The sequence below is a fragment of the Mucilaginibacter sp. KACC 22773 genome (assembly GCF_028736215.1).
In the GTDB taxonomy this organism is placed as follows: domain Bacteria; phylum Bacteroidota; class Bacteroidia; order Sphingobacteriales; family Sphingobacteriaceae; genus Mucilaginibacter.
Window position 1 is genome coordinate 7227892 of the sequence record NZ_CP117883.1, and the last position, 25672, is coordinate 7253563.

Genomic DNA, 25672 nt, shown 5'->3' on the forward strand with positions numbered 1-25672 from the left:
TATGAAAGATAAACCCACTTTCGCCCCCGAACTGGCCATACCCAATGGCGTAAAAGACATTAGCTTTTATATTGAAGCTTTTGGTGCAGAAGAACTCCGGCGTTTCAGCAACGATGATGGAACTATACATGTGTCCGAATTATCCATTAACGGAGCCATGTTTCATCTCCACGAACAAACGCCACACTCAGGTTTGCACAGCCTGAATGGTGGCAGGCATTCTGTGGTTGTTGGATTATTTGTTGAGGATGTGCATGCCGTTATTGAGCAGGCCGTTACTGCCGGCGCAAAAATTACCTCGCCAGTGCAGGATTATGAGTATGGTTACAGGCAGGGCAGTATTGAAGATCCATTTGGGCACCGGTGGCAGATACAGAAGTCGATATAGCGTTTGGAAGCTAAAATCAAGAGTTAAGGCGAAAAACATAATCAGGATCTTAAAATTAAATAACCATGGCAAACCACCCAACTTTTGGTAATGGCAAAATCTGTTACATCGAGATCCCTGCGGATGATATCGCGGTATCAGCGGCTTTTTTTCAAAAGACATTTGGCTGGCACATCCGGCAGGACAACCAGGGGAATGTCTCTTTTGATGACGGTGTTGGCCAGGTAAGCGGCATGTGGGTAACCGGCCGCAAGCCCCAGGCAGAACCAGGCCTGATTATATCTATTATGGTTGATGATGCTGAAGCTACGGTGGCAACGATTGCAGCCAATGGTGGCAATATAGTACAACCAATAGGTAAAGACTTTCCGGAGATAACGGCCCTATTTACAGATCCGGGCGGTAATTTATGGAGCATTTATCAGCATAGGGGATAGAAAAGAGGCAAGAGATTAGAGCCAGGAATCAAGACATTTTTTTGGGTGATAACAATTTTGCTTAATCTTGCATCTTGATTCTAACTTCTTGACTCTGACAACACATGCGTTTTGATATTATTTCTGTTTTGCCCGGTTTACTGGAAAGCCCTTTTGCACATTCTATTTTACAGCGTGCCCAAAAAAAGGGCATTGCCGAAATTCATGTGCATAACCTGCGCGACTACTCCACCCAAAAACAAAAAAGTGTCGATGACTATCCCTACGGCGGTGGAAGCGGTATGGTAATGACCATCGCGCCCTTCGCGGCCTGTATCGAAAAGCTGAAAGCCGAAAGAGAATATGATGAAGTAATATTCATGTCGCCCGATGGCGAGCGGCTTAACCAGGCTATCGCCAACCAGCTATCTATTAAGGGCAACATCATTATTTTATGCGGACATTATAAAGGAATTGATCAGCGCATCCGCGATATTTATGTTACCCGCGAAATTAGCATAGGCGATTATGTACTATCAGGCGGCGAGTTACCTGCAGCAGTTTTGGTTGATGCCATTGTGCGCCTTATCCCTGGCGTACTCAGTGACGAAACCTCGGCCCTAAGCGACTCGTTCCAGGACGATATGCTGGATGCCCCTGTATACACCCGCCCCGCCGACTGGAATGGCCACAAAGTGCCTGATATCCTTTTAAGTGGCAACACTCCCGAAATTGAAAAATGGCGCTTTGAGCAGGCGCTTGAACGCACAAAGCAGCGGAGGCCGGATTTGTTGGAGTGATGGGTGGTGAGTAGTTGATTGGGTTGATTAGGAGAGTGGTTAGATTACAAATCAATCGGCTTATCTACTCCCTGAAGTTTGTTTTCTTTGCTACCAATTCAACAACTCACTTAATCAACCATTCACCTAATCAACCCAATCAACCACTCACCAATTTTCCCTAAATTAGATTGCAACCAAACCATGCCTTTTGCATTACAGGTATGTTGTAATCATGAACCCCAGCCAGGAAGCCCAGCTTATTGAACAATGCCGAACGGATGCGGCTGCTTTTGGGCAGGTGTTTGACGCGTGGTACAAACCTGTATTTGGCTATATTATGCGCCGCACAGGCGACTATGATTTATCGAAGGATATTGCAGCCGAGACTTTTTTAAAAGCTTTTTTAAAAATTGGCGGCTTTCAATGGCGGGGCATCCGCCTATCGTCATGGCTGTACCGCATAGCTACCAACGAGCTTAACCAATATTACCGCAGCAGTAAGTACAAGCCACAATCGTTACAGCAACTGATGGAAAACCCACAGATGGAGAAGCTGCTGCATGAAAACGCCGACGACGAACGGGAGGTGATGGAGCAGGAACTTAAAGCTTATGACGATTATAACCGGATACGCCAGAACCTGCTGAAACTGGACATAAAATACCAGGAGGTAATCTCGTTGCGCTATTTTGAGCAAAAAAGCAATGCCGAGATTAGCGAGATATTGGGTAAAAACGAAGGAACGATTAAGTCGCTGCTATCGCGCGGATTGGAGAAATTAAGAAACATGTTGTAGCAGTGCAACCAAAATGAGTTAACGCATTATAAGGGTAAGTAACATGAAAAATAACGATGAATTTTTAAAGCAAATGGAAAATTTAAAAGTACCGGATATAAACCCTTCGCAGCATCAGGATACGGTAAAAATGGCCATCATGAATGCCAGCCGCTCGGCCGCTCTTGGGGTTTGGCTTATAGCAGTGCCCTGCTATTTTTTATTATGTGTATTTATGTTTTATTTCTTCCATGCCCGTATGGGCTGGTTCGCCGCTATGTTTAGCCTGCTATCGGGTTTAGCAAAAGTTCCCTTTATTGATTTCCTGGGGCCGATAGTGTTGTTTGTGCTGCCTATTGTATGTATCGTCATCAATGTGCTTTCCATCTTGCACGTAGGGGTAAAAAACATCGATCCCGACAGGCGTAAGGTGAAGGAGGTGAGCATCACCATTAAAATAAAATTTTGGAACATTGTGCTCATCCTAATCAGCCTGGCTATCGTGTTTGTTTTTATAAGTTATGTAATGACCGAAAGTATCTCCATTAAAAGTTAAGCTCATGAAATTAAACTGGTTTATCCGCAAAGGAATTATTTATTACCCGGTAGCCATAGCCGGGTGGCTGATATTCGCCCTGGCATTTGCCTATGCCGTTTACACATTTATCGATATTGACAAACGCTCGCACTCGGTGAGCGATACGCTCATCAATTTTGTTTTTAACCTGCTTATCATCGGCCTGTTTTATACCGTGATAGCCTATTTTACCGAAAAAAGGCCGGCAGCAACAGACGATTAATTTCGGGGTACTTAAAGATTTACAAAAAAGATAGCAACCACTCACATAATCAACCAAATCAACCATTCGCCACCCCCGGATTGTTAACAAATTACAAATTGTGGAAATTTTTAAAATAGGTTTTTATTTATCAAAAAAAAGCCCTATAATTGCAATCCGATTTTTACGGGCTAAAAATCGCTTTAAGAGCTAAAAATCATGGATTTAGTAAAATTTGTTGAAGAGCAATCAATAGAAAAAAGACAGTTTCCTTCCTTCAAGGCCGGTGATACTGTAAGTGTGCATTATAAAATCAGAGAAGGAAACAAAGAACGTATCCAGCTTTACCAAGGTGTTGTTATACAACGTAACAGCGCAGGTAACTCGGAAACATTCACTGTTCGTAAAGTTTCTAACGGTATAGGTGTTGAGCGTATCTTCCCTATTAACTCTCCAAACATTGATAAAATAGAGGTGAACAGCGTTGGTAAAGTGCGTCGCTCTAAATTATACTATCTGCGTGCCCTTACCGGTAAAGCAGCTCGTATCAAATCAAAAAGAGTTTAATTACCCAACCTCTTTTTTAAGAGGCATACACAAAAGCTTTCAAAAAAGGCCTTTTCTGATTCGTCGGGAAAGGCCTTTTTTATGGGAAAAATTAAGGGCGAAAATGAGTAAATTGTTGTCGCTGAATGTAATGACCAATTTATCCGCCACGCATAGCCGGTAAAATTCGCCGGTCTTCCGGTTCCTTCCATGTGAGAACTCGCCTGCTTCTATAAGGCAGGTCCTGAACGCTCTCCGGTCATAGTCCAGCGGTTGATTGCTTTAATAGGCTCTTCTCAACCTATCAGCAAATTCATCCGGCAGGGGGCTCTTTTCTATTGCGGCAGCCGCTTTTTCAACATCATGCGGAACGCGGATAAATGCAGCCTGTATGCTGTTTTTATCCAACACGGTGCTTGCATCATTCAGGGTTAATATCACATAGCAGGCATCAGGGTTTCCGTCTTTTGGTTTACCTGCCGAGCCAATGTTAATGACGTGTTTGAATTTTTGCTTACTGGTTGTTATAACGCGATGATACGGCTTATGCGAATGGCCTACGCAGAGTATATCTGCATTGGCTTCTTCCATCATTTCCAACACATAGTCTTCATCCAAATCTTCTAAAACATATTCGTCAACGCTGCGGGTGCTGCCATGGGCCAGTACCATATTTAACGGTCCGCCGGGCGGGTTAAATTCAAGGCGGATGCGTGCCGGAAGTGCTGCAAGGTATTTGCGGTTTTCATCATCAATCAAATGGTAGGCGTGGCTTTTTCCCGGTTCGGTTAGGCTTTGGGGAGTAGTAATTATTTTTTTAGGTTTCAGGTCGTGGTTGCCTGCAAGCGTTGCAATACCCCGTTTGCGTATTTGCGCAATTACTTCATTTGGCCAAACGTTGTAGCCAACCAAATCGCCCAGGCAGTAAACCGCATCGGCCTGGCGTTTGTCTAAATCGGCCAGCAGGGCTTCAAACGCAGGCAGGTTGGCGTGTATATCTGAAAAAAGAGCAATCCTCATTACCGTACCGGTGCTATTGTTTTTGCGGCATAATACTTTTTGCGGAAATAAAAGGCCAGGTTAACCAGGGCAATGAGTGCCGGCACTTCAACCAGCGGGCCTATAACCCCCGCAAACGCTTCGCCCGAATTGATGCCGAAAACACCAATGGCAACAGCTATGGCCAATTCAAAATTATTGCCTGTAGCGGTAAAGGCTATAGAGGTGCTGCGCGAGTAATCGGCGCCAAATGATTTGCCAATAAAAAAACTCAACACAAACATGATGGTAAAGTAAATAACCAATGGTATGGCAATGCGGATAACATCAAAAGGGATTTGAACGATAAGATTCCCTTTAAGGCTAAACATTACAACGATAGTAAACAACAAGGCTACCAGTGTTATTGGCGATATGAAAGGTACATATTTGGTTTGAAACCAGGCCTCGCCTTTAATTTTGATAAGCGTATAACGGCTGATGATGCCCGCTGCAAAGGGAATACCGAGATAAATACCCACGCTTTTAGCAATTTCGGGAATAGTAATATTTACAGCCAATCCTTTTAAGCCAAATAACGGCGGCAGTATGGTAATAAAAATATAAGCATATACGCTATAGAGCAATACCTGGAAAATACTGTTCAGTGCTATGAGTCCGGCCGCGTATTCGCGGTTGCCTTCAGCCAGTTCGTTCCAAACCACTACCATGGCAATGCAACGGGCCAGGCCTATCAGTATCAGCCCAACCATATAAGCCGGATGGTCACGCAGCAAGGTTATAGCCAAAACAAACATCAGTATTGGCCCAATTATCCAGTTTAAAATTAGCGACGCGCTTAACACTTTAGCATCTTTAAATACTTCGCCCATGTTTTCGTACTTTACTTTGGCAAGGGGTGGGTACATCATCAGTATCAAACCTATCGCCAACGGAATATTAGTAGTGCCGCTGGAAAATGAATTGATAAAGCCAGAGGAGGAGGGAATAAAATAACCAACCCCAACTCCAACGGCCATCGCCAGGAAGATCCACAGGGTAAGGTAACGGTCAAGGAAACCTAATTTTTTACGTTCGGCCACAGGGGCGCAGTTATTTGCTGACATATTGATTTTATGGGATGACGGCGTTAAACGAAGTTGTGTAAAGGGTTTATCCAATATGCTGTTTTACAAAATTGGCTGCGTAAACTTTGATGATATCCCTTACGTTCCTAAACTCATTCAAAATTTCTTCGGGCGTTCCCTTTGCTTTTGCCGGATCGGGAAAGTTATGGTGAAAACGCTGCACATCGCCCGGGAAAAACGGACAGGCCTCATTGGCATTATCGCAAACGGTTATTACGTAATCAAACGGAATATTGACGTACTCATCCACATGGTTTGATGTGTGTTTTGAAATGTCGATATGGTCTTCGGCCATTACCTGTATGGCTTTCGGGTTAACGCCGTGGGTTTCTATCCCGGCGCTGTAAATGTTGGCTTTATCGCTTGCGAAAAAGCGCAGGTAACCTTCGGCCAACTGGCTGCGGCAGCTGTTGCCGGTACATAGTACTAAAATATTTTTCATGCTGTTTTTAGTGTTTTCTTCATTACTATGGCCGATTGCGGACAAACATGGCTAAACTCCGTTGATTGCTGAACCTCGGCCGGAACCTGGGCCCGGGTGATCTTTTGATATTCTTTTTTACTGAAATATTCCGGGGCTGTTTCTGTAAGCAAATAAATTTCCCGAAGCTGCCTGGCGGCAGCAAGCTTTTCTATTTTATCAAGCAGCCGGCTTGCTATACCCTTGCCGCGATAAGCAGCCGATACAGCTACAGAACGGAGCAAACAATAGCTGTCATAAATTTCGAGACCCGCTACACCTATTACATCTTCATCCTGTAAAGCAATTACAAAATTTTCGAGGGTTTGCGGCAAATCATCCGTAGGGAGTTTTTCAGCTGCCAGCAAGGCAATTACTTTTGCCCTGTAGGTTTCTGCTTTTTCTATTTGCATGGCTTATTAAATAAGTAATTATATCCAAACAGCGTTTTTGCTTTGCGCTTTATGCCTTCATGCCTTTAGTTCAATTAGCAACAGCCGGAGCCTGGTGTACAGCATGCTGCAGCGTCAGCAACAAGGTTTTTTAATTGAATTTTTGGCTTTACTGTAACAACAGGCTCGCAGCACTCTTCGCCTTTATCGTTGGTGCCGCAACCGCCGCCTCTTTCTATCGCTTTGCATTGCACCGCATCGGGCCTTAAGTCAACAACCAGGTTATCGCCATCTATCAATATTTCTTTTGGCAGCATTTGGCGGGTATCAAATTCCGAATTGCCAAATTCAATTTTCACCGTTCCGTCGGGATTTAAAGGCAGCGCCTTTTCAACAAGGGTAATAATTGATAGTGCTTTGCCAACTATCATGGCCCTGTCCTGTTGCCTGCCTTCGGGTTCCCATAGTTGTACAATAATTTCCGTCCAGGAATTCATTACGCCGCCACAATCTACTGATGTAATGGGCGCTTGTTTTATTTCGGTAATATGGTAGGCAGCATCTACCCATTGGTTTTCTGCATATTGAAACTGCAACGTTAAACCAGGGTGTTGTTCCAATGTGTCTTTGAATGTTTTCCAGGTTATAGCTTCTGTCTTGTTCATAACTTTTAATTTTATTATTGCAATATTGCGATTGATTCAGCCAAATTTTTTTAACAGCACTTCGGCGCTTCGTAAGCTGCAAAAAAGCCGCTTAGTTCCTTGCTCAGCATATCCCACACTACAGGATTAATGCAATAGCAAACGCTAACACCTTCAATAGTACCTTGTATCAACCCAGCCGTTTTTAATTCCTTTAAATGCTGCGAAATGGTAGGCTGGGCCAGGCCCAACTCGTCGGCCAGGTCGCCGCAGATACAGGCATTCGTTTTGATGATTTGCTGTAAAATAGCTATACGTGCCGGATGCGCCATTGCCTTTAACATAACAGCCAGCTTGTTTTGCTCATCAGTAAATATTTCGGTTTTTGTTAAGCCCATAATTTATATTGCAATGTTACGATTAATGTATTCAAGTACAAACATTAAATGAAAATAATCTGGCTTCACCAAAAGCTAATAAGAATTTTTAACGACGCCGGAAGCTATCATGCTGAATAATGACAATCGGTTTCACGATATTATCGCTAGATTAATGTCAAACTAATTCGCTGCGGGTGTTTTAACCGTATCCTTAATATCCTTAACTGGTGTAGCAGGTTTTGCTACCGCAGGGGTTTTAATGCTATCCTTACCTGCTTTAATGCCTTTAGCCCTGGAGGTATCCGTCTTTAGCAAGCTATCCTTCCCGGTTGTCAATTGCTTTTTCAAACTATCTAGAGGCGCCCCTTTGAGCGGCACCGGGCCTTTTACATTAGCCGGCTTGCTCTTTACATTAGCCTTATTTCCGGCCGCCTTCGCCGGTGTTTTACGGTGCGATTGAATGATGGACTCTTTAGATACGGGCCTGTCCTTCGGCTTCCAAATAAAGCCCTTCAATATCTTATCATCATCAACCACCTTTTTCAGTGGCAGGTATTTGTTTTCTGGCTTGGTAAGCAGGCGTATATTGGCAACCTTGCTGTTTTTAAATGATACCACCATGCGGCTGCTTAATGATCGTTCTATCCCTTCAACGGTATTGGTGGCGCTGTCGCGTTTAAAGTAAATACTTTCGGCATTTCCAACCGTGTATAATCTATCCAGCTTGTCGTTTTTAAAGAAACCACGCATTTTTTTGCCGCCCATCTGGTTAAAATGTAACGAATCGTCTTTTTCCAGGTTTACCACAAATGCCGAAGGGAACAGTTCCATATTATCCATCTTTTTGTTCCGCATCTGCACGTAAATGGTATCGCCCGATAGCTGCGAGCCTTGCGTCCAAAACATAGGCTGTACATAACAACGGATGGTTGAATCGGCATTGCTATAAAAAATCGAATCGGCCTTGCCCTGTAAATCCGATTTAAACAATTTGGCGTGGTGGTGGGCAATAACCATCCTCACGCGGGCGGTATCCTTCAAATTAATTTCGCGCTGGGCAAACACGGGGTCTCTCTTCAATTCCTCCCGGCGCACACTATCCTGTCTGGCTTTGCGAATGGCCGATAGCTTATCTTTTTTTATCTGTGCCGAATCGACCTTTATTTTAGGATGGCCGAAGAAATCGCTATGACGATAGGTAGTATCGCGCGGAATGGATAGCCGGCGGGCAACCAGTTTTTTATCATTTTTTTTATTTTCAATGATCTGTTTACGGGCAGCCGCTGATGTATCCCGAACATAGGAATAAGCCAGGCGTTGCTTTTCCTGGTATATCTTCATGTCTTTATAGGTCAATATCTGGGTTTCCAGCGTATCCGCAGTCATGAAAACCGAATCTACCTTCACCTTACCGGCTTTTGCAGTGTCTTTAGGCAACGGTAAGCCCTTTACGGCTTTACTGCCGGGTTTAATGGCAGCAGCTACCTGCGCAAGGTTGTTCAGCTGTTTTTTGGCATCGCCGGGATTAACATTTTTAACCTGTGCCGAGGCTTTCTTTATCACCGAATCTGCTTTAGCCGAATCTTTTTTTGTCAGGTTGGGTTTTATTTGCCCTGCCATGTTTACCAGGTCGCTAACATTCTTTATCTGATCTGGCGTAACCGTTTTATTGGGCACCGCCATTTTACGTACCACGGAATCTAACCGGGCCGAATCTTTTTTTGAAACCAAACCATTGGGTTTAATATTGCTGGCCAGGTTTTCCATGTTGGTTATCTTCATGGTGTTTGGCGGGGCCTTCATTGCTTTGCCTTTGTTTTTGGCAACAGGCGCCGGTGGCGGCACCGAATCTGTTTTGGTGGTATCCTTTTGCTCGGTAACCAATACCATGTAAGCATTTTGGGTAACAATGGTGCGTTCATCGGCCTTAAAATAAGTAGCCAAATCGCCCTTCATGGTTATTTTTTGCTCCCTATCGGTAAAGGTGATGTTTTTAACCGCGCGACCATATCCTTTTAGCTTATCATAAAATAAACTATCGCCCTTTAATGATTTGGTACCCTGTTTATAATGATTTTTTTTGCCAAAAAAAGCCTGCTCGGTAACGGTATTATACAAGCCGTTTTCGGTGTACAAAGTATCTTTATCTTTTTTACCGTAAATATTGGTTGGCCCGTAAAAAAAAGCTGTACGGGTGCCCGTATTATATTTCATGGTATCGGTTTTAATAATGGCATCAACCGTAGTTAAAACCACATCATACCTGAAGTACGAATCGCGCGAGAGCGCAAAGTAATACCCGTTTTTACTGGTAAGCACGTTATCTTTATTAATCAGCTTGCCTCCATTGGTGTAGGTACCAATTCGGGTTGCTGTATTGTATGTTAAATAATTGGTGGTAAGGGTAGCGTCCTTATCAACCATTTTAACATTATTGGTTAGGATGGCCAGTTTGGTGTTACCATTATAATTTAACTTATCTGAAAATATGTTGAGTGTATCGCCCTGGTTTATGTTAACATTATTAAAGGCGTCAAAGGCGTTATCCTGCGGGTAAAAATAGGCGCTATCTGATTTTAAGATAGAGTAATCTTGTTTAAAAACTCCTTTATAAACCCGGATAACATCGCGCCCGTTTATTTTTGTAAACGTGCTGCTTTCTGATTGTATCAGGTTTACAATTGATTTTTTTTGGCCCATAACGGTAGCCGCCATCATCAATAACAAAAAGCTTAAAACGTATTTTCTCACTGGGGCAAAATTAGTTTTTTGTTGGGGTTATTAAATTAATAATTTTGATGAATGCTTCCAGTTGCCCGGTTTGTTAATTTTATTGAACAAAATGCCCTGTTTGCGCCCGGCAATAAGGTTTTGGCTGCTGTAAGCGGTGGCACCGATTCTGTTTTAATGAGCCACCTGTTAAAGGCTGCCGGCATAAATTTCGGCATAGCCCATTGTAATTTCCAGTTACGGGGCGATGAAGCCATGCGCGACCAGGAGTTTTGCCAAAGCCTGGCACTAAAATTAAGGGTACCATTTCATACCATCAATTTTGATACCACGGCCTATGCCGCCGCCAACAAAATATCTATCCAGATGGCCGCCCGCGATTTACGTTACCAATGGTTTGATACCTTAAGCCGGCAGCATGGTTACCAGTCCATTGCGTTGGCACATCACCAAAACGATACTATCGAAACTATATTGTTAAACCTTACCCGCGGCACCGGCATTGCCGGCTTGCATGGTATACTGCCCAAAAACGGCATGCTGGCACGCCCGCTGTTGTTTTTAACCCGCGATGAAATAAATAAAACAGTAAGCGATGATAAACTTGATTTTGTTGAAGACAGTTCAAACGCATCGGCAAAATATGCGCGTAATAAAATCAGGCTCGAGGTAATACCACGGTTAAAAGAACTTAACCCATCGCTCGAAAAGACGTTTGAAAATAACCTGAAACATTTTCGCGACCTGGAACTGCTATTGGAAAACCAGGTGGCCGTGTTAAAGAAAACCATTGTACACGAGGGCGCCGGTGAAACCTTTTTGCCCGTTGCCGACGTTAAAAAATTAAATCCTGCCCGCCTGCTATTGTTTAAGTTATTACAGGAATACGGATTTAATGAAACTACCGTTGATGATGTGCTGTCGGTTTTGGATAAACATCCCGGCCGGGTGTTTGAATCGGCCGGGTATTTACTGGTGCTTGATCGCGATAGGCTGATTATCAAACAAAAAAAAGCAGGCGGGCCGGAGGAGGTAATCATCGACATAAACGATCATGAAGCCCATTTTGGCGCGTACAAGCTGAATTTATTGCATGACGACAGCCCGCTGATTGTGAAGGATAATGCCATGGCTGCATCGGTTGATGCTGGCTTGCTGGTGTATCCGCTTACGATACGTAACTGGCACCAGGGAGATTACTTTTTTCCGATGGGGATGAAAGGCCGTAAAAAGCTGAGCGATTATTTCATTAACCAGAAATTATCGCTGCATCAAAAACAGGATATACCCCTATTGGTGAACGGCAATGGCGACATTATTTGGGTGGGCGGATACCGCTTAGATGAAAGGTATAAAGTGAACAATAACACTAAAAAAGTTACTATCTTCGAATTGTACAAACTATCATGAACGAGAAAACTGTATTTGTAGAAAAGCAATACCTGGGCAGGGAGTTTATCCCCATTACTATACGCCTTGTTTTGGCCATGTTTTGCTTTGCCGCATACTTTTTTACCGACGAAAGCGAACATAACGGTAACCTGCTGGTGCTGGTAGGTTTTGCTATCATTATCATCTCTATTATTATGGGTTTTTTACTCCACTACAGCACAACCGTTGAAAATAAAAGCATCAGGCTGGCTGGTTTGTGGACCGCCCGAGTGGTAAAAATTGACCTTAACAGCATTGTAAAGGCCGAAAAGGGTTCATACAGCCGCTACCTGTTTAATAACCCGGTGTACAACCTGCACACCAAGGGTACTATTCGCTTTTACGCCGCCGGCAATGATGCGGTGCATTTAACCGATAGGGATGGTATGGTATACATCATAGGATCGCAGCATGTAAATGAATTTTTGCGGGCTATAAGGGAAGAGATGAAAAAATAGGCACACGAACAGGAACGAATTTATTCGAATTCCACGAATTTTAGTCACACGAATTGACACTGATTGTATCGAATTTCACGAATTTTTTTCACGAATGATTCAGGATTGTTTTCTGCCTGTGCTAATGTTTGATAAAATCGGGTGTAAACATGGCGTTTAAATCTATCAGCAAATGGCAAATAATAAGGATGTTAATGTTGCGGTATTTGTAATAGTGATAGCCAAAAACCAAACCTATAAACAGGGGCACCAATATATTTATTGCAGTGCCATACCCCCAATGCCCCGCGGCAAATATTATCGAAGATAAAATTACCGGCCAGTGCCCGCTTTTAAAAAACAGTTTTAACCGGGGTATCATATATCCCCTGAATATCAATTCTTCTAAAACCCCCGCGGTAATAATGCCCAACAACTTTACCGGAGCGCTCATATTTCGCATCAATGTAATAGCCGGGCTGAGTTTCAACAGGTCGAGTCGTTTTAGCGTGAGGCCTATAATGGCCGATCCAAATACGATAATTAGTAGTATTACAATTACAGATAAAATGTAATAACCGACTGGATAGGATTCATCGTTCCATAACAGGAGCCGCTGCCGCTCGGCTTTGCTAACATATACCAGGATAATTACAAAACACAGCCAAAAAAATAAGCGGGATATAACAAACCGGGTATCTAACGACAAACCAGGCCCGGCTAAAATTGAAAAAGCTTTTGACCCTACCGAGAAGCACAGGAATAAAACAGATGTTAATATAAGACCATAAATTATGGTAAAACGCGGATTTTTCGTGGCGGGCTGTGTCATTTGGGGCGTTAGGCTTGTTGTACCAATTATACTAAAAATAATTGATAATTGGGGGGCGGAATGGGCTTAAGATCAGGGCAAACGCATCTAAACTGGGTTAACATAACTTAACACATTTCAGGTATTTTATTTATAATTATTTGATAATGAGTTATTTGTATTTTTGCATGGTTAACATCAATCAATGTACGGCTACCCCTCATTCCCCATAACCTCAACCAATTGCTCAATGAATAGTATAGCGGCTTTTTTGCGGTAAACGCCTTTTTGCCACAGGATGTATGATTGCCTTTTGATGCCTTTGGCGATGATAGGTACTGCGGCCACTTTATGCCAGCCTATTAAAGCTTTTTCGTTAAGTACCGTTGCCCAGTGGCCGTCCTGTATCAGCGATAGCAGCGAGTGCACATCGTTCAGCTCGATCCTGATATTGGGTACTATCTTATTTTTATAAAACAGGGCGTTAATAAAGTCGCGCGAGCTAAAGCCTTTGCCAGGTAATATCAGTTCCTGCCGGGCCAGTTCTTCCAGGCTTATTTGTTCCAACTTAGCCAGCGGGTTGTTTTTGGCCACCACCATCACAATACTGCTGCTAAAAAGTACCTGCATCTCCAGGTCTTCATCGTCGGATTGATTGTGGAATGCCAGGATCATATCCAGCTCGGCCAGCCGCAGCTTTTTTTCCAGTTCCTCTGGGCTTCCATAGGTTATAAATATTTTGATGCCGGGATATTTATTGGAAAATGGGGCCAGGGCGGGCAGCAGCAACGATGTAAAGGCGTAAGAAACGCCCAGGTTAAGTTCGCCGGTGGCGGCGTTATTGAGCTCGGTAATGGCTTGCTTGCCTTTTTGTACCTCGTTTAATATTTTGCTGGCGTGGGTTAAAAATATATGGCCGGCTTCGGTAATGCGCACGTGGCGGCCAATCCTGTCAAATAGCAGCATGCCCAACTCATCTTCCAGTTGCTTTATTTGTTGCGACAGCGTGCTCTGGGTAATAAATACGGCGGCGGCAGCTTCGGTAAAGTTCATCGTCTCGGCCGCTTTAACAAAATACTGTAATTGCCTAATCTCCATAATCAATCGTTTTTATCTATCAAATTCATTAAAACAATCTATTTTACAAATATATCATTAAGGCCGATATTTGCATCAGAAACAATTTCAATAGTCTTGCATTAAGATCTCCCCTGAACTTGCTTTGTTTTATGATTGAATAAATGAACATTTTCCGCTCCTTAAAATACCGTAATTTCAAGTTGTTTTTTTACGGTCAGTCCGTCTCGCTCATTGGTACCTGGATGCAAAAAACAGCTGTTAGCTGGCTGGTTTACAGGCTCACCGGGTCGGCATTGTTACTCGGGATAGTTAGTTTTGTTAGCCTTATCCCCTCATTAATATTGGCACCTTATGCCGGCAGTATTGTAGATAGGCATAACCGCTACCGCATATTGGTTATTACGCAGGTTGTATCCATGCTGCAGGCTGGCGCACTGGCATTTTTAATATTATTTAAGTTTTATAATATCCCGGCCATCATCGGCTTAAGCCTGGTGCAGGGTATTATTAATGCCTTTGATGTAACCTGCCGTCAATCTATCATGGTTGAGATGGTTGACAATAAGGCCGACCTGCCCAACGCCATCGCCTTAAACTCCACCATGACCAATTTTGCCCGTATAGCGGGACCGGCCGTGGCGGGTATTATTTTAAGCACCTTTGGCGAAGATGTTTGTTTCTTCGGTAACTTTTTAAGTTATATACCGGTGCTGGCCTGTTTGTTTATGATGAAGCTGAACACCGCCGTAATTGGCAAGCCACAAAAAGGTATCTGGCAGGAGTTGCAGGATGGGTTCAAATACGTATCCGGAGATCGCGACCTGAGCAGCCTAATATTGATGCTTACCGTAAGCAGCCTGTTTGTGATACCCTTCAACACCTTGATGCCTATTTTTGCTAAAGACATTTTTAACGGCGATGCTAAAACGTTTAGCTGGTTTGAGAGTGCCGCGGGCATAGGGTCGGTTATCAGCGCTGTTTACCTGGCCAATTTAAAAACAGATAAAAACCTGGTCAGGATAATCATAGTAGCCGGCCTTATTTTTGGCGCAAGTGTGCTGATGGTGGCCTATGCCGGCAAATTGCCCTTTGCATTAATATTCATGAGCTTTACCGGTTTGGGGATGATGGCACAAACATCGGCCATTAACACTTACATTCAAACGCATGCTATACCAGCCATGCGTGCCAGGGCCATCAGCTACTATGTAATGGCATACCAGGGAATGATACCCGTAGGCAGCCTGATGGTGGGCTGGCTGGCCAATGAACTTGGCCCAAGGCAAGCCGTTTTCATTGAAGGCTCAATTGGCCTGCTGGCAACCGGCGTTTTTGTTTTGTATAAAAGAAGGCAGGGAATTGAAGGGAATATTGGCGGAAAGGCTATGTTAGCGAAGTAACTATTTCAATTGCAGCAGGATGGTCATCAAATCAACATCGATGGTAACCCATTCAAAAGAATGCTCATCGGGCAAGCATCCTTTTAAGCTTTGGCCTTCGGCGCACCTGGAAAGTGACTCGAGGTCAAGCTTTATCGTCATATTATAAACGTCCTGGCCCGTAGCTCCTATCCAAGCCTTTGTTTCAATTTTTCTGCTTTGATTGATAAGTTCCCAGGTGAGTTCCCCTTCGTTCGATGGTTGCCCGACACCATCACACCAAAACCAACGTAGTTTACTATCACCAGAATTGTTAAACATACGGCTCAGATGATATTCGAGCCATAGGCAAAAATCATCATTAAAAGATTCCCCACCGGAGCTTTTACGCGTACTCATTGTGATAACGCCTGTTTTAATTATTAAAGTCTCTCAATTTTTGGAGAGGCTTTGTTGATGAATTAAATGAATGATAAAGGGTTGCTTAAAAAATTTGGTCTTCCACCATTTTATCATATAATTTCTTTACGCCGGTATCAACAGCTTCTGATAATCCAAATTGCGAATATATTTCAAATACGCTTTTCCAGACAGTCTTTTTTGTTTCGCCATCGATGAGGCTAATTTCAAAAGTTCCACCGTCAACGTAGTTGTTGGTGGTGTGCGATACCGTTTGCTTCATTACCAATAAAGCTTCCGGATTAAATTCAGTTATTTTTTTGTTGATATCGCCTTCGCTATCCAATGAAAGTTCGTCCCGGATGTACATTGTAGATTCTATTTTCTTTTCGGTAAGCTTAAGCTGTAAACTGCGGGTAAATTCTACAAAAAAATATTTAGAGGCTTTTGCTCCATTCAGCAGAATAAATATTTTCTTAGGCTTTTTGGTGTAGTCCGCCTGTTTGTTCGATGCTATCTTTGCAGTTACGCATGCCTGCAACAGAAACATTCCCGTAACTACCAGTGCTAATAGTAACTTTTTCTTCATACAATAATTGTGATTCGATTTAGTGTGCTGTAAATATATGTAGAATTGATAATTAAAACAAAAGGGGAAGCCTGCTAAGTGCTTCCGATAAAAACTATCTAATGTATTCGATTGTGAAAAACAGCTTAGGTTGTTGAAACCCTTTCCGGGGCGGAAAGGGCTCTCATATTTTACATCTTCAATCCAATCTCTCTCAACCGCTCGTCCAGGTATTCGCCGGCAGTGATATCGGTATATAACTTGGGGTGATCGGCATCAATACATGATTCCAGGCTGGTTAAATCCATACCCGATTTTGGGTGCAGGAAAAAGGGTACCGAAAACCGGGAATACTTCATCAGTTCGCGCGGCGGGTTTACTACCCTATGCGTGGTCGATTTCAATTTGTTATTGGTCAGGCGCTGCAGCATATCGCCTACGTTTACCACCAAATCCTCGCCATGAGCCTTAACCGGGAACCAGGTACCTTCGCGGGTAAGCAGTTCAAGGCCATCGGCACTGGCGCCTATTAAAAGGGTAATCAGGTTAATATCCTCATGGGCGCCGGCGCGTACCGCGTCGTCAGGAACAGAATCGGGGTCAGTTATCGGGAAATAATGCAGGGTACGCAATATCGAATTACCGTTGTGTACCTTATCGTCAAAATAATTTTCGGGCAGGTTTAAATACACCGCAATAGCCTGCAGCAAGTGCTTGCCGGCATCTTCCAGCTTTTTATATACCTCCAGGGTGGTAACGTTAAATGAGGGTAGCTCATCAACCGCTACGTTGTCCGGGTAAATATCTTTGATTGGATCGCCGTCTGTTACGGTTTGGCCTATCTGCCAAAACTCCTTTAAATCGGGAGTTTTAAAGCCTTTGGCGGTTTCTTTACCTTTGCCGGTATAGCCACGCTGGCCTGCCAGGCCTGGTATCTCGTACTTTTGTTTTACATCATCAGGTAGCGCAAAAAGAGCCTTAACCTGGGTATAAAGTTCATCTATCAACTGCTTGCTCAGGCCATGGTTGGTAATGGTAACAAAGCCCGTTTGGTTAAAAGCCTTGCCAATATTGTCCGAAAATTGCTTGCGGTCGGCAGCCGTGCCGTTTATATAATCGTTAAGATCAAGTCGTGGAATGTTTACTTTGCTCATAGCTATAGCATAATGGTAATAAAAGGTAAAACTATTTAATTTTTAAGAGAGCATTTGCAAAGTGTTGATAAAAAGTTGTGTGTCCGGCGGCAGCTATGCATAGTCGTAAAATTTGTGAAATTTTCAAGGGGGGGGTGACGTATATCGCATGGTGGCGAAGACTCACCCGGCGAGGCTACGCCCGCCACCCTCTCTCTTTGGCTTCGCCGGAAAGAGGGGCTTGGAAATTCATTATTGGTTTTTTTATAAGATTTTGATATTCAACGTTCAACCCTCTCTTTCCACCGCAGGTGAAGAGAGGGTGGCCCAGCGCAGCGTTGGCCGGGTGAGTCTTAGCCGGCGTTCAACCGAATATTTGTGTAACCCCAAACACGTAGTGCTAAACAATCTAAACTGCTTAAAACAATTTTTATTTTAAACGTTTTATACTCTGCATTGTCATACATGTGTACATCAATGATAAATTGACTATCAAAACCTGATGAAAATGAAATATATCAATAGAATATGCGGAATAAGCTTAATAGCATTTTTGATGATGCTTGCCGCACCAAATATAAGCAAGGCCCAGGAGGGAGGCTATGTATCTGACCAGGAGTTTTACGACAATCTTGATCCTTACGGCACCTGGGTTGATGACCCGCAATACGGCAACGTTTGGATACCAGACGCCGAAGATGGTTTTAGGCCCTACGCAACACGCGGGCACTGGGTAGTTACCGATTATGGAAATACCTGGGTATCCGATTACCCATGGGGTTGGGCAACGTTTCACTACGGCCGCTGGCGCTATGATGATTATTATGGCTGGGAATGGATTCCGGGCCATGAATGGGCACCGGCATGGGTAAGTTGGCGCAGGGGTGGTGGCTATTATGGCTGGGCTCCGCTAACGCCGGGCATAAGCATTAGCCTCTCATTTGGAAATAGCTACAGAGTGCCGGATTCGTATTGGGTATGCGCGCCACAGGAATATATTAACAGCCCTAACGTTTATAATTATTATGCGCCACATACCCGGGTAGTAAATATTATAAACCGTACCACGGTTATTAACAATACCTACGTATATAACAACCGTACGTATGTAACTGGCCCAAGGGTTACCGAGATAAGGCGTGTTACGCACAATAACAATGTGCCGGTATACAGGGTGGGCAATGATAGCAGGCCAAATGGCGGCGGCCGGATTGTAAACAATACGGTGAACATTTACAGGCCCCAGATAAAAAAAGCACCTGATGCCAGGCCGGCAAGGGTTGTAAACGCAGCCGAATACCGCAGAGCAAACCCCAACCAGGGCATTGCCAACCGTGCCGGCGGCCAGGCAACGGTAAATCGCAACAACGCCGCAAGATTGGCTCAGGTTGCAAAAAGCAATGATGCCAAGTTTGTTAGGGTTAATAACAGTCGCCCTGCTGCACAACCAGGCCAACAACCAAACAACAGGCCTACACAACAACCAAATGCAAGACCAAACGACCAGCAAAATAAACAGCAGGCAGCCGAACAGGCAAAACAGCAACGCACACGGCAGCAAAGCCAAGCTGGTCAGCAACGTGACGAGGCAGTTCAGCAACGGGAGCAGCAAGCTAAGCAGCAGCAGGTACAACAGCAACAACGCCAGCAGCGGGCAGAGCAGGGGCGTCAACAACAGCCACAGGTTCAGCAACAACAACGAGACCGGGCGGTTCAGCAACGAGAGCAGCAAGCTAAGCAACAGCAAGCGGCACAGGAGCGTCAGCAACAACAGGCCCAGCAACAGCAACGCCAGCAGCAAGCGGCACAGGAACGTCAGCAACAACAACAGGCCCAGCAACAGCAACGCCAGCAGCAAGCGGCACAGGAACGTCAGCAACAACAACAGGCCCAGCAACAGCAACGCCAGCAGCAGGCGGCACAGGAACGTCAGCAACAACAACAGGCCCAGCAACAGCAACGCCAGCAGCAGGCGGCACAGGAACGTCAACAACAACAACAGGCCCAGCAGCAGCAACGCCAGCAGCAAGCGGCACAAGAGCGTCAGCAACAACAACAGGCCCTGCAACAGCAACGCCAGCAGCAGGCGGCACAGGAACGTCAGCAACAACAACAGGCCCAGCAACAGCAACGCCAGCAGCAGGCGGCACAGGAACGTCAGCAACAACAACAGGCCCAGCAACAGCAACGCCAGCAGCAGGCGGCACAGGAACGTCAGCAACAACAGCAGGCCCAGCAACAGCAACGCCAGCAGCAGGCGGCACAAGAGCGTCAGCAACAACAACAGGCCCAGCAACAGCAACGCCAGCAGCAGGCGGCACAGGAACGTCAGCAGCAACAGCAGGCTCAGCAACAACAACGCCAGCAGCAAGCGGCACAGCAGCGTCAGCAACAACAGCAGCAACGTCAGCAACAGCAACGCGACAAAAAGCCGGCAAATTAAACATCGGCTTTAACCATATTTTTAATAGCACATATAAACACCTGTTTTGGTTATATATGTGCTATTTTTATTGCAGCAATAACCCGTTATAAATTATGAAACACCTATCCAATCTGCCCCGTTTTATCGCCTCTTTACTCGTACTTGCCTTTTTGGGCTTTTCAGATGCCAAAGCACAGGGCTCCAAAAACTCCAGCAACTCCAGCCAGATAAATTTTATCGAAAACTCCCTGGGCGAGGCTATTAAACAGGCCTCCGCTAAAAATAAATATATTTTTGTTGATGCCTACGCCAGCTGGTGTGGCCCCTGCAAAATGTTGAAGGCAACCACTTTTAAAAACAACAAAGTAGCTGAGTTTTATAACAATAATTTTATTAATGTAGCCATTGATATGGAAAAAGGCGATGGCCCGCAACTCGCCGCAGCCTGGGGGTTGAGGGCTTATCCCACCCTTATTATACTCAATTCAAAAGGGAAAGCCGTTTATGGTACAGTAGGTTTCATAAAACCCGATGACCTGATTAAATTTGGTGTACAAGGCCTCAATAAATAACGGGAGATAAAAAAGCCGGACAATCAAGGACGCTGCCTGGCTTTTTTACAATCCATATTTATCAACGTTATTTTACAATAAACAAGCCCGCCAACAGCACCAGGCCCACGCTTAATAGCTCATCGAATGATGCGGTTGCAACAGCATATTTGTAGAAAAAAGACGTTAAAATTTGTAGGGTGGTATAATCAATTGCGATTAAAATAACAGTAATAAGTTTGTTTTAAATAAAAAAGACCGAAAGAACTCTCGCAGTTTTTTCGGCCCTACATCTACCTATGAAAAACAACCCTTTGAGAAGGGTATTATATTGAATTCAAATGCAATGCCAAAACAAAAACGGCCCCAAAACCAATAGGATATCGCTTTTTGTTTGACCACTTTCGCGCATTGTAGAAATACTTCCCCCAACTATGTAGACTTTTTACTCAACCAACTGGTAAATAAGCCGGTACCGTAAGTTAAAAATATAAAAGCCGGCATACCGCTTTTTAATATAAATGAACATTCCAGAAACCATAAACCTTAAACATTGTTAACCTTTTTATGGATCATAACGTTTACTTATTGGCAACCGACCCTAAAAACCCTTGCCGGGATATCATTCATTCGCGGGATACCCGTTTGAAAGTGAGGGTATTTTGCCTTGATGAAGAAAGCTTTAGTCCGGATGATAATGAAATTCAATTGTACGGGTATGCCAACAATAAACTATATGCTTTTGAAACCATAAATATAGCAGCAGAGGACGCCCTTGACCTGATGGATGCCATACAATGGTATGCCGGATATATAGAATACCCAGATATGGAAATCTTGCCAGAAGACCCCAGGCCCGGGGCAACATACAGCGATGCAAAGTCAAATTAAGCATTTCTTAAAATATAACCCCCTAAAGTATAGTGTCTTAAAATAAAATGTAAAATATTTTTTGAAGAATAGATCAAAGCTTCTATATTTGCAGACCCAAACGCAAGGGGGTTAATCGAAAGATTAATACAAAAAGGGAGTTTAGCTCAGCTGGTTCAGAGCATCTGCCTTACAAGCAGAGGGTCACTGGTTCGAACCCAGTAACTCCCACATAGAAATCACACTGTGTTATAATAGTGTAAGAATTAATTAAAATGCAAAAAGCCTTCAGATTGTTCCCTGGAGGCTTTTTGCATTTTAGTTATATTTAGTATTTTTCATTTATATGAACGGTTTCATCACGTTAGAAAATGGCGGGAACTTTTCCATCAGATGGACCGGCTATGACGAAATTATTAGAATTGCGATAAAAGAACTGTCGCTTTTAGACAATAGTAATGAACTGTCGGTATGGCTGGATGCGCAAGTTCCCAATGAGAATGAAGAGGACAGAAATTCCGCCCCCTTTTACAAAGAAAATGGCGAAATGATATCGAGAATTATTGATGTGAGGGGATTAACAACAGCCAATAGGCGACTTTTTTGGACGGCACTTGAAAATGGAGAGGAAAAACTGTTAAGGTTGGGGAATGTCTATTCTGATTTAAATCCAATTGTGATAACCGACCTAATGAAAATGCATCTGACAATCCCTGATAATATTGAAATTTTTGAGGAAGACGCAGAATACATCGTAACGAATAATGACATTATAAAAAAAATTGGGCCTGGGTGGGCAAACTAATGTTTGATAGTTCGATAAATTATTCTGACGTAATAATCCTTGTCCCTGTATAACCTCTACTTTTTGAACCTGAAAATTTATTGGTTCAAATCCGCGATTAAACACAAATCAGAAAGGAAATGGTTCGATATATGTACAGGAGGGACCACCAAAACAAAAGCCTCTTAGGTATTCTCTAAGAGGCTTTTGTTGTCTTTAACTTTCTGTTAATCAGGGCGATATTCAACGCAATTTCATTGGCTCCGGCGGTTCGAACTTTCGAACCGTCAAAGGCCAACTTTTCCGGAAAAACTCTTTTTTTTCGTTGCGTTATTGTTTTTGTACCCATATAAGCCTTATGCAGGTTCGATAGATTCCGTCGAATTACTCATCCCGATACCGGTTTAGTAAATTAATTATTTAGTTCGCAGTAGGATTGGCCGTCCTTGACAGCCGATATGCCGCCAGCAGATAATAAAAAGCGCCAAAGGCGGCATAGCCAGCCAGGCTACCGATTCCTTTTGACGTGTCGTGCGCCAATAGGATAAACGAGACGCCACCGATCATGGACTGTCCGCCGCTGATAATCATCGGCCACTGACCGCCCAGCAGTTTCCTGCGGCGTAGGCCTAAGATCAACTGGATCAGGCCGGTACAGATCGCCCAGGCACCAAACACAACTAACGCTTCCGGAACTCCTTTTTGAATAGCAACAGCTACTGCAAAAGTGGTGATACCACTGATCACCAGATTTATATATTGCGGTATTTTTGACGGAACTGCCCTATTGGCACGAATATCTAAGATGGTGCCGATTACGTCCCAGGCAGGGTAAATGAGCAGCAAAATGGTAGCGAATATTGGTGATGTTTTAGCAAAAAGAGCGACTATGATCACCCAGGTAATAGAAAAGCCGGCCCGGATAAAATAAAGCTTACACAAGGAGCGGGCAATTGAAGGAGCTGTTTTCATGGTTTTGATTTTTAAATATTTGTTGTCGCAAAATTGCCCTGCATCATTTGGATAATTTTTCACTTAAGTGAAAATGCATTTAAAACTGACGCTGTTATTACATTGCCGGATTTTAACTTAAGTTAAAATCATGGGTTAAATTTTCACTTATATTTGATCAGCAAAACTGTTCGAGATGAAACATGATCTACCATATTGGTACGAGCCGCTTAAAAAGAAATACCCGGTAGTAACCGATGCGGAGTGGGCTTTGCTTAATCGCATCGCCTCCGTTAAACACATCCGGAAAGGCGATCCTTTTTTAAAATACGGCAAAGTAGCCCGTTACTCGGCTTTTGTCATCTCGGGTTTGTTTAAATTTTCAATCCAGGATGAAGAGAGCGATGAAAAGATCATCAGGTTCGGCTTCCCGACGGATTTTCTGGCCAACTGTGAGAGTTATAACAAGAAAGCACCTTCGGCGGTGAGTATTACCGCGCTGGAGGATGCTGTAATTTTAAAACTGAACATCAAAAAACTGCAGCCGCTTTACGACCTGCACATGAACCTGCTGCATGTTAACCTGGATCTATATCGGGAAATATCAGAACAGCAATCAGAACACCAGCATATCCTTTCGCTGAAAAGCCCGCTGGGACGTTACCGCTATTTGCTGGAGCGCCGGCCGGTGATCATTCAAAAAATTACGCTGACCAATATTGCGCGTTACTTGTACGTCAGCCGGGAGGCACTGAGCCGGGCCAGGTTATTGATTTCCAAATAGCCTGGCGTGTTTTGTGACCGAGATCACAAAATCGGAAATGCTGGAAAGATAGCTTTGTCAAAAAACGATGAAGCAAAGCATGATCCTGCTGCATGGCCTATTCGGCGGCTTAAGCAACTGGGCCGGTGTGGTCAAATATTTTGAGAACCGTTATGATATGTATATTCCCGAACTGCCTTTATACGAAAAACATGAGGGGGATACTGTAAGATACCTGGTTGATTTTTTGGCTACTATGATCGATGCTGCGAAATTAACTAAAGTGATATTAGTTGGCAATTCGCTGGGCGGCCATATCGCGATACGTTACAGCTACCAATATCCGCATAAGGTTGATAGATTAGTCCTGACCGGCAGTTCCGGCCTGTATGAAAACACCCAGGTGGGCAGTTACTTTAAGCGCGGTAATTACGGCTACATCCGGGAACGGGTGGCGGCAACATTTTATGATCCGGCGGTTGCTACCGATGATCTGGTTGCTGAAGTGCTGGAGGTTACCACTAATGCTTATAAATGCTTAAGCATTATTAAATGCGCTAAATCTACCCAAAGAGACCAGGTGCTCACGCTGCTTCCGGAAATCAGCAAACCGGTATTATTGATATGGGGTGAGGAAGATCGCATCACCCCTCCCGCAGTTGCACGGCAATTCCGGGAGAACCTGCCAGATGCAGCGTTAGTGATGCTACCGGAATGCGGGCATGCCCCCATGATGGAAAAACCAGCGGCGTTTAATGCCGCTTTACAAGAATTTATAAAATGACAGATAAAAACGATAAACTATCTGAACAGCTAAGGAATTTCGCGCAGCTGAGCGACAAAGATATTACCGACAGTCAGCTGTTTTGGAAAGCGCGAAAAATGCGCAAAGGGGATTTTTTTAATATGCAACAGATGGTGTGCAATGACCTCGGTTTGATCGCCAAAGGTATCTTCCGCATCTATTTTCGTCACCCGGATACCTCGGAAGATAAGAACATTTTCTTTTTTTCGGAGGGTCAGTTCGTCGTTTCCTTCCGAAGTTTCGTCACCCGCAACCCTTGCTGGTACTTTATTGAAGCGATGGAGGATTCGGAAATTTTTTTTATCTCCCATAAGGATCTTCATGGTTTATATGAAAGCCATCCAAACTGGGGGAAATTCGGCAGGCTGCTTGCCGAATTGTTTTTTACCATTGCGCAAACGCGCACTGAAGAACTGCTCTTTTTTTCGCCCGAAGAGCGCTATACCAGGTTACTAAAGGCGCATCCGGCAATTATTGAACGCATCCCGGCCTATCATATCTCGTCGTACCTGGGTATTACCAACCCTTCGCTGAGCAGGATCCGAAAACGCATTGAGAATAAAAAACTAAAATAGCCAACAGAATATTTGGATCAGGCAAAAATCTCGTGGGGCAATAAAAGGGATTGATTTGTATTAGCAAGTCAAATACGCACGCTCTTGTCATCCCAATCTTTTTTATCCAAAATCCGAACGCCGAAAAAACCTATAAAAACAGCAAAGCCCCTGATGGGCAGGGGCCTTTACTAACCAATTATAAACCTAAATTATGAGAAGAGCTGTAGGAGAAGGAGTCGAACCTCCACGGAGTGGTTATTTTTATTGCTAAAAGTTTCCCAATTTCTCCGCCACCGCGACAAGGAGGTGT

The 25672-nt window shown here is 43.9% G+C and carries 30 protein-coding genes and 1 tRNA gene; 18 read left to right on the forward strand and 13 right to left on the reverse strand.

What is annotated here, in order from left to right; genetic code table 11:
* The first annotated feature begins 1 nt into the window (after window position 1).
* From PQ469_RS29945 to rplS, 7 genes are all read left to right on the forward strand, one after another.
* The gene (locus PQ469_RS29945) at window positions 2-388 is read left to right on the forward strand and encodes a VOC family protein (RefSeq protein WP_274210941.1); all 387 of its coding nucleotides are present in this window, start codon (window positions 2-4) and stop codon (window positions 386-388) included.
* Window positions 389-453: 65 nt separating this feature from the next.
* On the forward strand, window positions 454-825 hold the full coding sequence (locus PQ469_RS29950) for a VOC family protein (RefSeq protein ID WP_274210942.1): 372 nt from the start codon (window positions 454-456) through the stop codon (window positions 823-825).
* A gap of 104 nt (window positions 826-929) precedes the next feature.
* On the forward strand, window positions 930-1604 hold the full coding sequence (gene trmD, locus PQ469_RS29955; protein ID WP_274210943.1) for a tRNA (guanosine(37)-N1)-methyltransferase TrmD: 675 nt from the start codon (window positions 930-932) through the stop codon (window positions 1602-1604).
* A 214-nt stretch (window positions 1605-1818) separates the two neighbouring features.
* A complete protein-coding gene (locus PQ469_RS29960) occupies window positions 1819-2382 on the forward strand; it encodes an RNA polymerase sigma factor (protein ID WP_274210944.1) in 564 nt (187 codons plus the stop codon).
* 43 nt (window positions 2383-2425) lie between these two features.
* Entirely contained in the window at window positions 2426-2917 is a 492-nt protein-coding gene (locus tag PQ469_RS29965; protein ID WP_274210945.1) for a hypothetical protein, read from the forward strand.
* A 4-nt stretch (window positions 2918-2921) separates the two neighbouring features.
* Window positions 2922-3161 (forward strand): hypothetical protein, encoded by a 240-nt coding sequence (locus PQ469_RS29970; RefSeq protein ID WP_090651473.1) that lies wholly within the window; start codon window positions 2922-2924, stop codon window positions 3159-3161.
* 198 nt (window positions 3162-3359) lie between these two features.
* Window positions 3360-3707 (forward strand): 50S ribosomal protein L19, encoded by a 348-nt coding sequence (gene rplS, locus PQ469_RS29975; RefSeq protein WP_090651474.1) that lies wholly within the window; start codon window positions 3360-3362, stop codon window positions 3705-3707.
* A 261-nt stretch (window positions 3708-3968) separates the two neighbouring features.
* Here the strand turns inward: rplS and PQ469_RS29980 are convergent, their stop codons facing one another.
* From PQ469_RS29980 to PQ469_RS30010, 7 genes are all read right to left on the reverse strand, one after another.
* Window positions 3969-4706: a metallophosphoesterase family protein gene (locus PQ469_RS29980; protein ID WP_274210947.1), complete on the reverse strand. Its 738-nt coding sequence runs from the start codon at window positions 4704-4706 to the stop codon at window positions 3969-3971.
* Window positions 4706-5791: an ACR3 family arsenite efflux transporter gene (gene arsB / locus PQ469_RS29985; RefSeq protein ID WP_274210948.1), complete on the reverse strand. Its 1086-nt coding sequence runs from the start codon at window positions 5789-5791 to the stop codon at window positions 4706-4708. The genes PQ469_RS29980 and arsB overlap by 1 nt, the downstream gene beginning before the upstream one ends.
* Window positions 5792-5837: 46 nt before the next feature.
* Window positions 5838-6254, reverse strand: a complete 417-nt coding sequence (locus tag PQ469_RS29990) for an arsenate reductase ArsC (protein WP_274210949.1) — start codon at window positions 6252-6254, stop codon at window positions 5838-5840.
* Entirely contained in the window at window positions 6251-6685 is a 435-nt protein-coding gene (gene arsN2 / locus PQ469_RS29995; RefSeq protein ID WP_274210951.1) for an arsenic resistance N-acetyltransferase ArsN2, read from the reverse strand. The genes PQ469_RS29990 and arsN2 overlap by 4 nt, the downstream gene beginning before the upstream one ends.
* A gap of 74 nt (window positions 6686-6759) precedes the next feature.
* Window positions 6760-7329, reverse strand: a complete 570-nt coding sequence (locus PQ469_RS30000; RefSeq protein WP_274210952.1) for a DUF6428 family protein — start codon at window positions 7327-7329, stop codon at window positions 6760-6762.
* 50 nt (window positions 7330-7379) lie between these two features.
* The gene (locus PQ469_RS30005) at window positions 7380-7706 is read right to left on the reverse strand and encodes an ArsR/SmtB family transcription factor (protein WP_274210953.1); all 327 of its coding nucleotides are present in this window, start codon (window positions 7704-7706) and stop codon (window positions 7380-7382) included.
* 162 nt (window positions 7707-7868) lie between these two features.
* Window positions 7869-10439: an OstA-like protein gene (locus tag PQ469_RS30010; RefSeq protein WP_274210954.1), complete on the reverse strand. Its 2571-nt coding sequence runs from the start codon at window positions 10437-10439 to the stop codon at window positions 7869-7871.
* A gap of 51 nt (window positions 10440-10490) precedes the next feature.
* Here PQ469_RS30010 and tilS point away from each other — a divergent pair, with 51 nt between their 5' ends.
* Together tilS and PQ469_RS30020 are read left to right on the forward strand one after the other, a co-directional pair.
* Window positions 10491-11828 carry a tRNA lysidine(34) synthetase TilS gene (gene tilS, locus PQ469_RS30015; protein ID WP_274210956.1) on the forward strand — a complete coding sequence of 446 codons (1338 nt, stop codon included), beginning with the start codon at window positions 10491-10493 and terminating at the stop codon, window positions 11826-11828.
* Window positions 11825-12307 carry a hypothetical protein gene (locus tag PQ469_RS30020; protein ID WP_090651482.1) on the forward strand — a complete coding sequence of 161 codons (483 nt, stop codon included), beginning with the start codon at window positions 11825-11827 and terminating at the stop codon, window positions 12305-12307. The genes tilS and PQ469_RS30020 overlap by 4 nt, the downstream gene beginning before the upstream one ends.
* Before the next feature lie 121 nt (window positions 12308-12428).
* Here the strand turns inward: PQ469_RS30020 and PQ469_RS30025 are convergent, their stop codons facing one another.
* The gene (locus PQ469_RS30025) at window positions 12429-13118 is read right to left on the reverse strand and encodes a CPBP family intramembrane glutamic endopeptidase (RefSeq protein ID WP_274210957.1); all 690 of its coding nucleotides are present in this window, start codon (window positions 13116-13118) and stop codon (window positions 12429-12431) included.
* A 192-nt stretch (window positions 13119-13310) separates the two neighbouring features.
* Complete coding sequence (locus tag PQ469_RS30030) at window positions 13311-14195, reverse strand: LysR substrate-binding domain-containing protein (RefSeq protein ID WP_090651484.1); 885 nt, start codon at window positions 14193-14195, stop codon at window positions 13311-13313.
* Between the two features lie 143 nt (window positions 14196-14338).
* On the opposite strand from PQ469_RS30030, the gene PQ469_RS30035 reads away from it, so the two are divergent.
* Window positions 14339-15577, forward strand: a complete 1239-nt coding sequence (locus PQ469_RS30035; protein WP_177183871.1) for an MFS transporter — start codon at window positions 14339-14341, stop codon at window positions 15575-15577.
* Here PQ469_RS30035 and PQ469_RS30040 read toward each other — a convergent pair whose 3' ends face one another.
* From PQ469_RS30040 to PQ469_RS30050, 3 genes are all read right to left on the reverse strand, one after another.
* Entirely contained in the window at window positions 15578-15955 is a 378-nt protein-coding gene (locus tag PQ469_RS30040; RefSeq protein WP_274210958.1) for a hypothetical protein, read from the reverse strand.
* Window positions 15956-16040: 85 nt separating this feature from the next.
* On the reverse strand, window positions 16041-16544 hold the full coding sequence (locus PQ469_RS30045; protein ID WP_274210959.1) for a hypothetical protein: 504 nt from the start codon (window positions 16542-16544) through the stop codon (window positions 16041-16043).
* Window positions 16545-16714: 170 nt separating this feature from the next.
* Window positions 16715-17677: an isopenicillin N synthase family dioxygenase gene (locus PQ469_RS30050; RefSeq protein WP_274210960.1), complete on the reverse strand. Its 963-nt coding sequence runs from the start codon at window positions 17675-17677 to the stop codon at window positions 16715-16717.
* 487 nt (window positions 17678-18164) lie between these two features.
* On the opposite strand from PQ469_RS30050, the gene PQ469_RS30055 reads away from it, so the two are divergent.
* The 5 genes from PQ469_RS30055 (at window position 18165) to PQ469_RS30075 (ending at window position 22307) form a co-directional block, all read left to right on the forward strand.
* Entirely contained in the window at window positions 18165-20099 is a 1935-nt protein-coding gene (locus PQ469_RS30055) for a DUF6600 domain-containing protein (protein ID WP_274210961.1), read from the forward strand.
* Between the two features lie 95 nt (window positions 20100-20194).
* A complete protein-coding gene (locus PQ469_RS30060) occupies window positions 20195-20653 on the forward strand; it encodes a thioredoxin family protein (RefSeq protein ID WP_090638322.1) in 459 nt (152 codons plus the stop codon).
* Between the two features lie 546 nt (window positions 20654-21199).
* The gene (locus PQ469_RS30065) at window positions 21200-21523 is read left to right on the forward strand and encodes a hypothetical protein (RefSeq protein ID WP_090638326.1); all 324 of its coding nucleotides are present in this window, start codon (window positions 21200-21202) and stop codon (window positions 21521-21523) included.
* Window positions 21524-21658: 135 nt separating this feature from the next.
* A tRNA-Val gene (locus PQ469_RS30070) sits at window positions 21659-21733 on the forward strand.
* 115 nt (window positions 21734-21848) lie between these two features.
* On the forward strand, window positions 21849-22307 hold the full coding sequence (locus tag PQ469_RS30075; protein ID WP_274210962.1) for a hypothetical protein: 459 nt from the start codon (window positions 21849-21851) through the stop codon (window positions 22305-22307).
* Between the two features lie 399 nt (window positions 22308-22706).
* On the opposite strand, the gene PQ469_RS30080 is transcribed toward PQ469_RS30075, so the two are convergent.
* Window positions 22707-23321: a hypothetical protein gene (locus PQ469_RS30080; RefSeq protein WP_274210963.1), complete on the reverse strand. Its 615-nt coding sequence runs from the start codon at window positions 23319-23321 to the stop codon at window positions 22707-22709.
* 112 nt (window positions 23322-23433) lie between these two features.
* On the opposite strand from PQ469_RS30080, the gene PQ469_RS30085 reads away from it, so the two are divergent.
* From PQ469_RS30085 to PQ469_RS30095, 3 genes are all read left to right on the forward strand, one after another.
* Window positions 23434-24021, forward strand: a complete 588-nt coding sequence (locus PQ469_RS30085) for a Crp/Fnr family transcriptional regulator (protein WP_090638334.1) — start codon at window positions 23434-23436, stop codon at window positions 24019-24021.
* A 67-nt stretch (window positions 24022-24088) separates the two neighbouring features.
* Window positions 24089-24784, forward strand: a complete 696-nt coding sequence (locus tag PQ469_RS30090; protein WP_274210964.1) for an alpha/beta fold hydrolase — start codon at window positions 24089-24091, stop codon at window positions 24782-24784.
* Window positions 24781-25380, forward strand: a complete 600-nt coding sequence (locus tag PQ469_RS30095) for a Crp/Fnr family transcriptional regulator (protein ID WP_090638337.1) — start codon at window positions 24781-24783, stop codon at window positions 25378-25380. The genes PQ469_RS30090 and PQ469_RS30095 overlap by 4 nt, the downstream gene beginning before the upstream one ends.
* The last annotated feature ends 292 nt before the right edge of the window (window positions 25381-25672 follow it).